10 protein-coding genes are annotated in these 13,907 nt (G+C 69.3%); 5 read left to right on the forward strand and 5 right to left on the reverse strand.

The genetic code is table 11. The features are described 5' to 3' along the window. Window positions 1-188: 188 nt before the first annotated feature. A complete protein-coding gene (gene mshD, locus JK364_RS20155; protein WP_201852494.1) occupies window positions 189-1,121 on the reverse strand; it encodes a mycothiol synthase in 933 nt (310 codons plus the stop codon). 354 nt (window positions 1,122-1,475) lie between these two features. Between mshD and JK364_RS20165 the strand changes: the two genes are divergently transcribed. After that, window positions 1,476-3,299: a bifunctional metallophosphatase/5'-nucleotidase gene (locus JK364_RS20165; RefSeq protein ID WP_201852495.1), complete on the forward strand. Its 1,824-nt coding sequence runs from the start codon at window positions 1,476-1,478 to the stop codon at window positions 3,297-3,299. 55 nt (window positions 3,300-3,354) lie between these two features. Here the strand turns inward: JK364_RS20165 and JK364_RS20170 are convergent, their stop codons facing one another. From JK364_RS20170 to JK364_RS20180, 3 genes are all read right to left on the reverse strand, one after another. Then, window positions 3,355-4,539, reverse strand: a complete 1,185-nt coding sequence (locus JK364_RS20170; RefSeq protein ID WP_201852496.1) for a macrolide family glycosyltransferase — start codon at window positions 4,537-4,539, stop codon at window positions 3,355-3,357. 285 nt (window positions 4,540-4,824) lie between these two features. Then, window positions 4,825-5,085, reverse strand: a complete 261-nt coding sequence (locus JK364_RS20175) for a DUF397 domain-containing protein (protein WP_201852497.1) — start codon at window positions 5,083-5,085, stop codon at window positions 4,825-4,827. A gap of 11 nt (window positions 5,086-5,096) precedes the next feature. Then, entirely contained in the window at window positions 5,097-5,948 is an 852-nt protein-coding gene (locus JK364_RS20180; RefSeq protein WP_201852498.1) for a helix-turn-helix domain-containing protein, read from the reverse strand. 126 nt (window positions 5,949-6,074) lie between these two features. On the opposite strand from JK364_RS20180, the gene JK364_RS20185 reads away from it, so the two are divergent. From JK364_RS20185 to JK364_RS20200, 4 genes are all read left to right on the forward strand, one after another. After that, entirely contained in the window at window positions 6,075-6,569 is a 495-nt protein-coding gene (locus tag JK364_RS20185) for an ATP-binding protein (protein WP_201852499.1), read from the forward strand. Between the two features lie 83 nt (window positions 6,570-6,652). Further along, window positions 6,653-7,531 (forward strand): hypothetical protein, encoded by an 879-nt coding sequence (locus tag JK364_RS20190; RefSeq protein ID WP_201852500.1) that lies wholly within the window; start codon window positions 6,653-6,655, stop codon window positions 7,529-7,531. Window positions 7,532-7,536: 5 nt separating this feature from the next. Beyond that, on the forward strand, window positions 7,537-7,800 hold the full coding sequence (locus JK364_RS20195) for a hypothetical protein (protein WP_201852501.1): 264 nt from the start codon (window positions 7,537-7,539) through the stop codon (window positions 7,798-7,800). A 540-nt stretch (window positions 7,801-8,340) separates the two neighbouring features. Further along, a complete protein-coding gene (locus JK364_RS20200; protein ID WP_201852502.1) occupies window positions 8,341-10,797 on the forward strand; it encodes an NACHT domain-containing protein in 2,457 nt (818 codons plus the stop codon). Between the two features lie 147 nt (window positions 10,798-10,944). Here the strand turns inward: JK364_RS20200 and JK364_RS20205 are convergent, their stop codons facing one another. Next, window positions 10,945-13,470 carry an ATP-dependent Clp protease ATP-binding subunit gene (locus JK364_RS20205; RefSeq protein ID WP_020870380.1) on the reverse strand — a complete coding sequence of 842 codons (2,526 nt, stop codon included), beginning with the start codon at window positions 13,468-13,470 and terminating at the stop codon, window positions 10,945-10,947. Window positions 13,471-13,907 lie beyond the last annotated feature (437 nt).

Genomic DNA, 13,907 nt, shown 5'->3' on the forward strand with positions numbered 1-13,907 from the left:
GGCTGCATTCAGTGATGCTCGCAACCAAGGTTGAATCGCCGGTAACGGACACATGGCGCGTAGGAAATCGGGACCCATCCCCCAGGGGTCCCGCCCTCTTCACGCCCCCGGGGCCCCCTTCACGCCCCCGGGCTCAGGTCCCGCTCAGATCCCGCCCAGGTCCCGCCCAGGTCCCGCTCAGGTCTCGATCAGGTCTCCGTCCGATACATCAGATCCGTCTCATGGGTGACGAAGCCGAGCCGCTCGTAGACCGCGACCGCGGCGAAGTTGTCGGCGTCCACATAGAGCATCGCGGTCGGCAGCCCCCGGGCCGCCAGATGCCGCAGCCCGATCGAGGTCAGCGCCTTGCCGAGGCCGCCGCCCTGCGCGTCCGGCCGCACCCCCACGACGTAGACCTCCCCCAGCCGCTCCTCGGCATGCACCTTCGTCCAGTGGAACCCGACGATCTCCCCACCCCGCTCGGCCAGGAAGAACCCCTCCGGGTCGAACCACGGCTCACCCTTGCGGTCGTCCAGGTCACGCTGGGTGAGCGAACCCTGCTCGGGGTGATGGGCGAAGGCCGCCGCGTTCGCCGCCAGCCACCCGGCGTCGTCCACACCCGGCCGGAAGGTCCGTACGGTCACCCCCTCCGGGAAGGTGGGCTCCGGAAAACCCAGCTCCGCGAGCGACCCCAGCGGCCGCCGCATCTGCCGCAGCTCCCGGAACAGCGTCAGCCCCAGCACCTGCGCGAGATGGCGCGCCGAGGCATGCCCCCCGTGCGCCCAGATCCGCAGCCGCTTCCCCGACTCCCTCAGCAGCGTCACCCCCAGCGCCCGGCCGTGCCCCTGCCCGCGGTGCCCCGGATGCACGACCAGCTCCGCGGCCGGAGCCTCCACCGGGTCGGTGTCCTCCAGCTGCGCGTACCCCACGAGCTCCCCGCTGGGCTCCCGCACCGCCAGATGACGCACCCCCTCCCGCCGCCCCCGCAGCTGCAGCCGCCCCTGCTCGGACACCGCCTGCTGCCCATCGGCCCGCGCGGACTCCGCGATCAGCCGCAGCACACCCTCCACCTCGGCCGACGTCAACTCCTCCAGCACATCGAGCCGCCGGGCACCGGATGTCTCATTCACCACGTCATTCATGGGGCCGAGCCTACGGCGGCCCAATTGTGCAGCAAGCTGCTGCACAATTTATTACCGGCGAGTCACCCGGCTGCCCCATCCCCGTCGAGGATGTCATCGGCGCACAGCCTTCCCGAACCAGCGGAGTTTCGGTGCGCGGAATCTCAAGTACATGCAGCAGATGGCCCGAACATGGCCCGAACAAATTGGGCAACAAGCTGTTGCCCAACTGCCCTGGGGCGACCCTCGGGATCCAGCTCCATCCACACCGTTGACCATCGGCCACCAGCTCTTAACCTCATGCCCCTGCCCCGCTACGCGCGTTGACCGTAAGCTGCGCTCCACCATCCACCACGGTGCACACAAGGGGACGACATGCCAGCGAGACCTCAACGGCGCGGGGCGGGACGCCGGTTGGCCACGGGAGTCGCGGTGCTGGCCGCCGCGGCCGGGGTGCTGACCGCTGTGAGCCCGGCGGGTGCGGACACCGGCGCCGCCGCCTCGGACAAGCACCGGCCCGGGCGCACCGTAGACGTGCAGCTGCTGTCCTTCAACGATCTGCACGGAAACCTGGAGCCCCCGCAGGGCTCCTCGGGCACCGTCACCGAGACCCAGGCGGACGGCACCACCAAGGCCATTCCGGCGGGTGGCGCCGAATACCTCGCCACCTCTCTCCGTAACGCCCGTAAGGGTCACGAGTACTCGGTCACCGCCGCCGGTGGCGACATGATCGGGGCCAGCCCGCTGCTGTCCGGGCTCTTCCACGACGAGCCGACCGTCGAGGCGCTCAACAAGCTGGACCTCGACGTCACCACGGTCGGCAACCACGAGTTCGACGAGGGCCGCGCCGAGCTGAGCCGGATGCAGAACGGCGGCTGCCACCCCAAGGAGGGCTGCTACGAGAAGGGCAAGACCTTCCCGGGCGCCGACTTCCCCTACCTCGCCGCGAACGTCACCGACGAGAAGACCGGCAAGCCCATCCTCAAGCCCTACACCGTGTGGGAGCACAAGGGCGTGAAGATCGGCTTCATCGGGGTCACCCTCGAGGGCACCCCGGACATCGTCACCGCCGAGGGCGTCAAGGGCCTGAAGTTCCACGACGAGGTCGAGACGATCAACAAGTACGCCAAGGAGCTCCAGGGCAAGGGCGTGAAGTCGATCGTCGCGCTCATCCACGAGGGCGGGCTGCCCGCCTCCCCCTCGTACAACTACGACTGCGACAACGGCGGTGCGGGCAAGGGCGTCTCCGGCCCCATCGTCGACATCGCCAAGAACATCACGCCCAAGGTCGACGCCCTGGTCACCGGCCACACCCACCAGGCGTACAGCTGCACCGTCCCGGACCCGTCCGGCACCCCGCGCACGGTGACCTCCGCGGCCTCCTTCGGCCGTCTCTACACCGACACCACGCTCACCTACGACCGCCGCACCGGCGACATCGTGCGGACGAACGTCAAGGGCGCGAACGCGGCCAACCACGTCGTGGACCGCGAGCAGCCCAAGGCCCCCGACATGACCTCGCTCATCGGGCGCTGGAACAAGCTGGCCGCCCCGGTGGCCAACAAGCCGGTCGGCTACATCTCCGCCGACGTCAACGGCCGCGGCTCCACCGCCTATGAGACGCCCCTGGGCGACACCATCGCCGACGGCCAGCTCGAAGCGCTCGCCCCGGCCGACAAGGGCGGCGCCCAGCTCGCCTTCATGAACCCCGGCGGCATCCGCTCCGACCTCGCCTACAAGGCGTCGGGCAGCGAGGGGGACGGGGTGGTGACCTACGGCGAGGCGTTCACGGTCCAGCCGTTCACCAACATGATGAACGTGATCGACCTGACCGGCTCCCAGCTCATCACCGCGCTCCAGCAGCAGGTCAGCGGCTCGAACGAGGCCTCCCCGAAGATCCTCCAGGTCTCCAAGGGCCTCACCTACACCCTGGATCTGACCAAGTCCGGCAAGGACCGGATCGTCACGGACTCGGTGAAGCTGAACGGTGCGGCGATCGACCCCGCCAAGACCTACCGCGTCGCGATGAACGAGTTCATCGCGGGCGGCGGCGACGGCTTCCCCGTCTTCAAGGACGGCAAGAACAAGCTCGTCGGCGCCTCCGACCTGGACGCCTTCACGGCGTACCTGGGCGCGCACTCGTCGCAGTCCTCGCCCCTGGACCCGCCGAAGGCGGACCGCATCACGATCGTGAAGTAACCGCCCGGCACCTGCCGATGGCCCGGCCGCCACAAGCGGCCGGGCCATCGTCGTGTCAGCGCAGCGCTTCTTCGATCAGATCGGCCGCCCGCCCGGTGCCGCCCTCGGCCCGCACCTCGTCCCGCAGCCGCGCCGAGGTGCGCGCGACCTCCGGGTCCGTGGTGAGCTCGAGCAGCGCGGCACGCAGCACCTCGGCCGTGGCCTCCGCCGTCTCGAGGCGACGGGCCACGCCCAGTTCGACCAGCCGGTCGGCGTTCATCGGCTGCTCGGCACTCTGCGGTACGGCGATCATCGGCACCCCGGTGTACAGCCCTTCGCCGCTGCTGCCCATCCCGGCATGGGTGACGAAGGCGTCAGCCTCGTTCAGGATCGCCAACTGCGGCACCCAGCGGCGCACCTCGACGTTGCCCGGGATCTCCCCCAGCTCGGCCGGGTCGACGTACTTCCCGATCTGCAACACCACATGCCATCCGGGCAGCTCCCCGAAGGCCGCCACGCACTCCCGGTAGAAGCCGGGCTGCCGGGTGAAGGCCGAGCCCAGCGAGACCAGCAGCACCTTCTCCGCCCCGGCGGGCCGTTCCCACCGGCCCTGCCCGGCCCGGTCCCCGAGGCACGGCCCGACGAACGTCACCACCTCCTCGTCCACCCGGTCCGCGTTCGGCTGCATGGCCCGGGGGATCACCGCGACGGCCCGTTCGGGCCGCCCGCTGAAGACGTCGGGGTCCAGCGTGGTCGCCCCGCAACCCGCCAGCCACGACGCGAACTTCTCCTGATACGCGTCGGCCCCCGGCAGCGCCTTGAGCGCCGCCCCGACCTCCTCCATGTAGCCCTCCCAACCCACGAAGGACGGCGAGAGCTGCAGCGTCGGCCGACCCTGCGCCTCGGCCAGGGCACGCCCGGCGTAGCCGCCGATGTCGTAGAGGTAGAGGTCGGCCGGATCGTCGTCATACGCGGCGCGCAGCTGCGGCAGCGCCTGGATCGCGTCGTCCAGGAAGACGGTGCCGGCGGCGATGGGGTCCTCGGGCCAGCTGTTGTCCGCGACGGGCAGCGTGGACCGGTACGGCACCAACGCGGCACCGGTGGGCTCGATGACGTCCGCGACGAAGGGATCGTTGGCGTAGGTCACCCGGTGACCGCGCGCCACGAGCTCGCGGATGACCTCGAGGCTGGGCAGGGTGTGGCTGATCGCGGGGATGCCGACCATGGCGATATGGGCACGGCGACGGGACGGGCGTGACATGAGAGATCACTCGTTTCAGGTCTACGGCGATATGGACACGACGAGCCGGCGCACGGGCGTGGTCACCGGTGCGCCGGAGAGAGCGGCGTGTCAGCCGTAGATCTGAAGAAACGAGTCCATGCGCGGAACGGTACCCCGGCCGGTCATCCCGCCGCCGCCCCTTTTCCTCCCGCCCCGCGGCCCGACTCAGCCCCGCGTAAGCACCCGCTCAGCGCCGGACCCTAGAGTCACGGAACGCGACGGGCCGTCTGTTCTCCCCCCCCTCTGACGGGCCGTCGCGCCTTACTACGCCCAGTCCTCCTGGATGCGATCGAACGCACCCGCCTTGGCCCCCCGTATGAAGGCGCGCAGGGCGGCGGGGGTGGTGGTCAGGACGACGTCGGGGTCGTCGCTCTCGCGCAGCGCTATGCCGTTGCCGTCGGCGGCGACGTTCACGCAGTTGCCCGCGTCCCCGCTGTAGGAGGACTTCCGCCACGCGATCGCAACGTTGACGCAGTTGGACGAGTCTCCGCTGTACGAAGACTTCCGCCACTGGTACGTGGACACTCTTCTCCCCTTCACATGGTGCGCAAGATGCCATGGATGAAGTCCCGCGACTCTCGCGGCTTGAGGGCGGTCATCTCCATCCGTTCCAAGACAGCCCGATACTTGGCCAACTCGGCCTCCGCGTCCATGAACTGGGTCCCTTGGGCAGAGTCGAGCTGCACTGTGTCGAGTTGCGGTACAGGTCCCACGACATAGTCGAACGATTGCCCGGTCCCGGGGAAGGTCCCGCCGCCGAACGGAATCACCCGGATGGTGACGTTGTTCATCTCGCTCATGGCGAGGAGGTGCTCAAGCTGGACGCGGACCGTGTCCATCCCGCCGAACTCCATCCGCAGAGCGGCCTCATGGATGATCGCGGTGTACGGCACCGGCCTGTCGCCGTAGAGGATCGCCTGCCGCTTCATCCGGTGCGACAGCCGATGCTCCACTTCGTATGCCCGCAACGGTGGAGCTACTTCCCGGATCACCGCGCGGGCATGGTCCACGGTCTGGAGCAGGCCCGGGATGTGGATGACCAGCGCGACGCGCAGCCCTCGGGCCCGGTGCTCCAACTCGGCCATATCCGCGAAGCTGGCCGGGAGGTGTTCCCGGTACTCGTCCCACCAGCCCCGCGCGCGGCCACCCGTCATGTCCGCCAGCGCGTCCACAAGGTCCTCATCCGCACACGAGTAGGTGCGAGCCATCACGCGCACACGATCGCCACCCACGGCGTACCGGCCCGCCTCGATCATGCTTACGCGGGCCTGCTGGACACCCAGCTCGGCGGCGGCCGCAGTGGAGGTCAGACCCGCGCGCTCACGAAGCTTCCGCAACTCGGCTCCGAGTCGTCGCTGCTTGAGCGTAGGACTACTGGTGGTCGCCATCGGTCTCCCTTGTCACCCACACGAGGGCAATCGTGAGCCATATCTCCGTATCGACGTTAGAACTAACACGACTGGCCCTACTGTGTGGCGCAAGTGCCCCAACTCCACCCGACCGAGGGAGACTCCATGGCCAACGTACCGCCGCCGTCCTCCGACCCCTGGACGTACTCCCTCCGCCTCCCCAACGATCCACGGGCCGCACGCATCTCACGCGCCACCCTCCGGGCGGTCCTCTCCTCCCACGGCATGACGGAACTGACCGACACGGCGGAACTCCTCACCTGCGAGCTGGTCACCAACGCCGTCCGCCACTCCGACGGCCCGGCCCAACTCCGCATCCGACACCTCTGCGAAAGCCGCCTCCGCGTGAGCATCTGGGACACCAACCCCACCATCCCCGCCCCGTTCGACGCCCCGCCCAGCCCCCTCGACCGTTTCACCGCCCTCACCGAGGCCGCCGCCAACCTGGACGCGACCTCCGGCCGGGGCCTGCTCATCGTCCGGCTGTGCGCCGACAACTGGGGCGGTTACCCCCTCGCCGACGACCTCTTCGGCATCAGCGGCAAGCTGCTCTGGTTCGAGCTCACCCCTCAGCAGCACGCGTACGAGATCGCCGCCTGACCCCACACGGGCCTTTCCCCCAATCGGGTGATCACCGGTCATTTGCCCCGAGCACATGCCCCGATGACCCTACGTTCACCCACATGGTCAGTTCGCGGCACGAGGCCGCACATCGCATCTTTCAAGAACGACCGGAGTTACTCGCGCCGGTATTCCGGATATTGGACGTCCCGCTGCCAAAGGAAGCAGCCGTCGAGGTGCTCACCCCCGACGCCACGGAGATCCGCCCGCTGGAGCGGCGCGTGGACAGCGTGCTGCGCGTCGATCCGCCTGATGGTGGCGGCTTCCTCCTGGCGATCGAGGCACAGGGTCGTCCCGACCCGGACAAGGCCGTCAGCTGGGCCTACTACCTGGCGTTTCTCAAGGCGAAGCACAAGCGCCCGGCGCTTCTCCTGGTGGTCTGCCAGGACAAGTCAACCGCCGACTGGGCGGCGGGGCCCTTCCAACTCGGCCTGGACGACTGGACGGCGCTGTCCGTACATCCACTGGTCCTGGGCCCTGGGAACGTCCCGGTGATCCTCGACCCGGACGAGGCCGCCCAGGACCTGACCCTGGCGACCTTCTCGGCCCTGACACATGGCAGCCACCGGGACGCCCCGGCCATACTGAAGGCATTGGCTCGCGCCATGGGAACGGCCGACCCGGAGTCCGTCAGCTACTACTCGGAATTGCTGGAGATCGGCCTGGAGGGCTTCCCGGCCAAAGAAACTTGGAGGAACGAGATGAGCGTGGGTACCTACTTCCCCGGCCGTGGCACCCTCATCGAGGAGACCTTCCTGAAGGGGAAGGCAGAGGGTGAAGCCCATGGGGTCTTGCGCGTCCTGGAGAAGCGAGGCATCACCATCCCCTCCGAAACCCGCGACCGCATCACCGACTGCACCGACCTCGACACCCTCGACCGCTGGTTCGACCGCGCCTTCACCGTCTCCCAGGCGAACGAACTCTTCGATGTGGATGACTGACAACAATGGCCGTAGTAGGTAGCTATTTCCCCGGTCGGGGGACCCTGATCGAGGAGACCTTCCTCAAGGGCAAGGCCGCAGGGAGAGCCGAGGTGCGTGCGAAGATCGTGCTGCGCATCCTGAAAGCTAGGGGGATCCCCACCTCGGACGAGACACGCGACCGCATCACCAACTGCACCGACCTCGACACCCTGGACCGCTGGTTCGACCGCGCCATCACCGTCGCTACCGCCGACGAGCTCTTCGCGGAGGAGGAGCCGGGCCAGTAGCCGCCGTACGGCGGGAGGGGGTGTGGTCGCTCCCACCCCCTCCCAGCGCCCCCGGGCTGAACTCGGGCCGGGCAGGCTCCTGCGCCACCGGGCCGCGGTCGCCGACGCGGCGGGAGGGGGCGGGGTCGGAGGGGTGGTGTCCTGGACGCTCGGGGTTCCCCATGCCGAAGGCCAGGGGCGTATTTGTGGCGCCAATCTCCGGCCCACGCAAGCCCCCGGCCAATGGCGCCGTAAATATACGGTCCAGGGCGCCGCCCCGGAGGCCCCGCCCCCGGCACCACCCACGCACCCCAGGCGCACCACCCACGCACCCGCACCCAGCGGACCCCGCGCCCCGCGCCCCCCGCACCCGCACCCGTCACCCGCACCCGCACCCGCACCCGCACCCGGCAACGCACCGCAACCACCGCCCGGCGCACCCGCCCCGTGCCACCGGCCGCCCCCGGAACCCACGCCGAACCCCCACCCATCCGGCACCGACCGTGCCTACCCTGGTGGCTTCTGAACGGCGAACAACAGTCACCGGGGGGACGGGGCCTCATGGATCCCGCAGCCATAGCCACACTGGTCCAGGAACTCTTCGTCGCCGACGGGCCGGTGGACCGGCCCGTCCGCATCGCCTCCCTCGTCGCCTTCCAGGGCGACCACCGCACGCTCACCGAACGGGACCTGCCCCGGATCGCCTCCGCCCTCGTCGAGGACGTCGCCAAGGAGATCGACGAAGAGATCACGGATCAGGCGCGGCCCGAGCTGACCGACGCGCTCGCCCGCACCCTCCACACCCTCGGCACCGTCGACCTGGACGACCTGCGGGCAGTCCGGCTCGGCCCCGAAGCCTTCGCCCGGCACCTGGCCGTCGGCGCGCCCGACGCCGACGAGGGGCTGGACGCGGCCGACGCCCGGACGCACGCCGCGCTGCGGGAGGCCGTCTGCGCGCACCTGCTGCGCTTCCTCACCATCCGCTCCCCCTTCGTCGCGGCCGCCGAGGACGCCGGGTTCGAGGAGCGCTACGCCCGGGACATCGTGGCCGCCCACGACCATCTGACGATCTACGGCATCGATCTGACCCACTCCCCCGACAGCTGGCCGCTGGACGCCGCCTATCTCAGCCTGGAGACCGAGATCGACGGGGGCGGCCCCAGCGCCCCCGCCGAGCAGGCCCTCGCCGGGCGCACCCGGGTGCTGCTGTGGGGTGTGGCGGGGTCGGGCAAGACCACGCTGGTGCAGCGGCTCGCGGTGTCCGTGGCGCGCGGCGACCTCCCGGCCCCGCTGGAGGGGTTGCGCGGGCGGGTGCCGTTCGTGCTCCCCGTGCGCCGGTTCCGCCGCGACGGCTTCCCGGAGCCGGAGGGCCTCCTCTCCGCCGTCCGCTATCCGCACGCCGCCGCGCAGCCGCCGGGCTGGGCCGAACGGGTGCTGTCGCGCGGGCGCGGGCTGCTGCTCGTGGACGGCGTGGACGAGGCGCCGGAGGACGAGCGGGAGCGGCTGCGGGAGGCGCTGCGCGAGCTTCCCGCGCGCTATCCGGGAAATGTCTGGCTGGTCACCTCGCGCCCCTCGGCCGTACGGGAGAACTGGCTCGCCTCGGAGCGCTTCACCGAGCTGAAACTCTCCCCGCTCAGCCGCGAGGGCGTCACCGCGTTCATCCGGCGCTGGCATGCGGCGGCCCGCCAGGACATCACCGACGGGGCCGATCTGGACCGGCTCAGCGGTTACGAGGAAACGCTGCTGGACGCCGTAAGGATTACCCGGGACCTCGGGCGGCTGGCCACCAATCCACTGATGTGCGGTCTGCTGTGCGCACTGCACCGGGACCGCCGCGGCTATCTGCCGCGCGGCCGGAAGGCCCTCTATGACGCGGCCCTTTCCATGCTCCTGGAACGGCGCGACCGCGAGCGCGCCATGCTGTCGCCGGATGGAATCGACCTCCCTCAGGAACCGAAGATCCAGCTGCTGCAGAAGCTGGCGCACTGGATGCTCGTCAACGGCCGGTCCGAAATGGACCGGGCCACCGCCCTCGAGACGCTCGGCCGGTACATCCCGGCCATTCCGCACGCGGAGCGGCAGGGCGGGCCGGAGGAGATCTACCGCCATCTGCTCAACCGGACCGGTCTATTGCGCGAGCCCACACCCGGTTCGGTCGATTTCGTGCACCGAACGTTCCAGGACTATCTCAGCGCGAGAGCGGTCGTCGAACGGCACGATTTCGACTTCCTGATCGACCACGCGCACCTGGACGACTGGGAAGAAGTGATCAGAATGTCCGTCTCTCTCGCCCGTCCCGATGAATGCGCCTACCTCCTGGAGGGGCTGCTGGCGGCCCGTAAGGACGCCCGGCCGGTCCATGCCCGCCATCGCAAACTCCTGGCGGCCGCATGTCTGGAACACGCTACGGAGCTGGACCCCGAGGTACGTTCCCGGGTTCATCGCTATACCCGTGATCTGGTACGCCCGACCTCGCTCGAAGGAGCCCGTGCGCTGGGCTGGATCGGGCCTATCGTGCTGGAAATGCTGCCCGATCCCGGCGCGGTATCCGATGAGGAAGCCCATCGGCTGGCCGTCACCGCCACCTCGATAGCCGACGACCGCGCGATCGACTATCTGGTCCGGCTGCGGGACCGCGCCTCCTGGGCGGTACGGGCGCGGCTCGCGGGCGCCTGGCGGCGATATGACACCGACCGTTACGCCGAGGAAATCATCGCCCATCTCGATGAGCGGGAACTCGACTTTCCGGTGTCGGACCTGGAGGAGCTGCGGGCGCTGCGCCGGCTCGGCGGCCGCCCCTGCGTCCAGATAGCCGGGGCGTTCACCCCGGAGCAGCTGGCCGAGGGCCTGGTGGCCGAGCGGCTGACCGAGCTGTGGCTCGCCTACGACCTGGGCCCGGACCTGGACCTGAGCTGGCTGGCCGTCTTCCCGCGGCTGGAGATCCTGCGGCTGAGCCACCGCAACGCGGAGGTGACCGGGGTCCCGGAGGGCGTCCAGGTCATCGTGGCGGGCGCGTGAGGGGAGCCCCGGAGGGTTCGACGCGTCCGGCCTCCCAGGACGTCACAGGGCCCCTCAGGCCGCGCCTGCGCGGCACCAGCACAAAAGGGGGCCGCCCCGGACCGGGAAACGGTCCGGGGCGGCCCCGAGGCGACGGACGGCTACGCGTCACGCCTCCTTGCTGAGGTTCGGGCCCGCGCCACCGGCGGCGGACTCGATCGGCGGGGTGTCCGGCAGTGCCGACTTCTCCTCGCCGCGGAAGGTGAACTTCTTCTCCTCACCCTCACCCTCGGTGTCCACGACCACGATGTGGCCCGGACGCAGCTCCCCGAAGAGGATCTTCTCCGAGAGCACGTCCTCGATCTCGCGCTGGATCGTCCGGCGCAGCGGCCGGGCGCCCAGCACGGGGTCGTAGCCCCGCTTGGCCAGCAGCTTCTTGGCGACGCCACTGAGCTCGATGCCCATGTCGCGGTCCTTGAGCCGCTCGTCCACCTTGGTGATCATGAGGTCGACGATCTGGATGATGTCTTCCTCGGTGAGCTGGTGGAAGACGACGGTGTCATCGACACGGTTCAGGAACTCGGGGCGGAAGTGCTGCTTCAGCTCCTCGTTGACCTTGTTCTTCATCCGCTCGTAGCCGGTCTTCACATCGCCCTGGGCGGCGAAGCCCAGGTTGAAGCCCTTGGAGATGTCCCGGGTGCCGAGGTTGGTGGTCATGATGATCACCGTGTTCTTGAAGTCCACGACCCGGCCCTGGGAGTCGGTCAGCCGACCGTCCTCCAAGATCTGCAGCAGCGAGTTGAAGATGTCCGGGTGGGCCTTCTCGACCTCGTCGAAGAGGACCACGGAGAACGGCTTGCGGCGCACCTTCTCGGTGAGCTGGCCGCCCTCCTCGTAGCCCACGTATCCGGGCGGGGAGCCGAAGAGCCGCGAGACGGTGTGCTTCTCGCTGAACTCCGACATGTCGAGCGAGATCATCGCGTCCTCGTCGCCGAAGAGGAACTCGGCGAGGGTCTTGCTGAGCTCGGTCTTACCGACACCGGACGGGCCCGCGAAGATGAACGAGCCACCGGGGCGCTTGGGGTCCTTGAGGCCCGCACGCGTGCGCCGGATGGCCTGGGAGAGCGCCTTGATGGCGTCCTTCTGGCCGATGACGCGCTTGTGCAGCTCGTCCTCCATGCGCAGCAGCCGGGAGGACTCCTCCTCGGTGAGCTTGAAGACCGGGATGCCGGTGGCCGTGGCCAGGACCTCGGCGATCAGCTCCTCGTCCACCTCGGCGACGACGTCCATGTCGCCGGCCTTCCACTCCTTCTCCCGCTTCGCCTTGGCGGCCAGGAGCTGCTTCTCCTTGTCGCGCAGGCCCGCGGCCATCTCGAAGTCCTGCGAGTCGATCGCGGACTCCTTCTCCCGGCGCACATCGGCGATCTTCTCGTCGAATTCGCGCAGGTCCGGCGGTGCGGTCATCCGGCGGATCCGCATCCGGGAACCGGCCTCGTCGATCAGGTCGATCGCCTTGTCCGGCAGGAAGCGGTCCGAGATGTAGCGGTCGGCCAGGGTGGCGGCCGCGACCAGGGCCGAGTCCGTGATCGAGACGCGGTGGTGCGCCTCGTAGCGGTCCCGCAGGCCCTTGAGGATCTCGATGGTGTGCGGCAGCGACGGCTCGGCGACCTGGATGGGCTGGAAGCGGCGCTCCAGGGCCGCGTCCTTCTCCAGGTACTTGCGGTACTCGTCGAGCGTGGTCGCGCCGATGGTCTGGAGCTCGCCCCGCGCCAGCATCGGCTTCAGGATGCTCGCGGCATCGATCGCGCCCTCGGCGGCGCCCGCACCCACCAGGGTGTGGAGCTCGTCGATGAACAGGATGATGTCGCCGCGGGTGCGGATCTCCTTGAGCACCTTCTTCAGGCGCTCCTCGAAGTCACCGCGGTAGCGGGAGCCGGCGACCAGGGCGCCCAGGTCCAGGGTGTAGAGGTGCTTGTCCTTGAGGGTCTCGGGCACCTCGCCCTTGACGATGGCCTGGGCCAGTCCCTCGACGACCGCCGTCTTGCCGACGCCGGGCTCGCCGATGAGGACCGGGTTGTTCTTGGTGCGGCGCGAGAGCACCTGCATGACCCGCTCGATCTCCTTCTCGCGCCCGATGACCGGGTCGAGCTTGGATTCGCGGGCGGCCTGGGTGAGATTGCGGCCGAACTGGTCCAGGACGAGCGAGGTGGAGGGAGTGCCCTCCGCCGGGCCGCCGGCGGTGGCGGCCTCCTTGCCCTGGTAGCCGGAGAGCAGCTGGATGACCTGCTGCCGCACCCGGTTCAGATCGGCGCCCAGCTTCACGAGGACCTGGGCGGCGACGCCCTCGCCCTCGCGGATCAGGCCGAGCAGGATGTGCTCCGTACCGATGTAGTTGTGGCCGAGCTGAAGGGCCTCGCGGAGCGACAGCTCCAGGACCTTCTTGGCACGGGGGGTGAAGGGGATGTGCCCGGACGGGGCCTGCTGGCCCTGCCCGATGATCTCCTCCACCTGCTGGCGGACCGCCTCGAGCGAAATCCCGAGGCTCTCCAGGGCCTTAGCGGCGACACCCTCACCCTCATGGATCAGGCCCAGGAGGATGTGTTCGGTGCCGATGTAGTTGTGGTTGAGCATCCGGGCTTCTTCCTGAGCCAGGACGACAACCCGCCGCGCGCGGTCGGTGAACCTCTCGAACATCGTTAATCGCTCCTCAGAGCGGTCAGAAAGATCGGGGACGATCCCCTCCCTGTCCTTCCGCATGCTAGTCCCGCAACCCGGGACAGCTCATTCCAACTGCCGACAACCGTCCGGATCACCCCCGCTCGCACGGGGCAAACAGCCACTGCCTCCTGCCCGAACAGCCGACAACTGCTTCAACCCGATGGTGCGAGACGATGTTCCCGCAGGCCAGGCATCTACGCCCACCGTCAGTACGCCGATGGCGAACGCCGCTTTCTCCCGACACGCGGACCGCCCCTCCCCACTAGGGATGTCTTACCCGCAAGCACAGATACTCCATGCCGTGGGGGCCGGTTCCATCCGCTATGGGCGAACAACCTTGCGCCCGTTCACCGGCCCTGCAGCACCCCTTACGGGCACGGGGCGCGCACGGGCCGGTACGGAACGTCATCGCG

This window comes from Streptomyces endocoffeicus (assembly GCF_016741935.1).
Taxonomy (GTDB): domain Bacteria; phylum Actinomycetota; class Actinomycetes; order Streptomycetales; family Streptomycetaceae; genus Streptomyces; species Streptomyces endocoffeicus.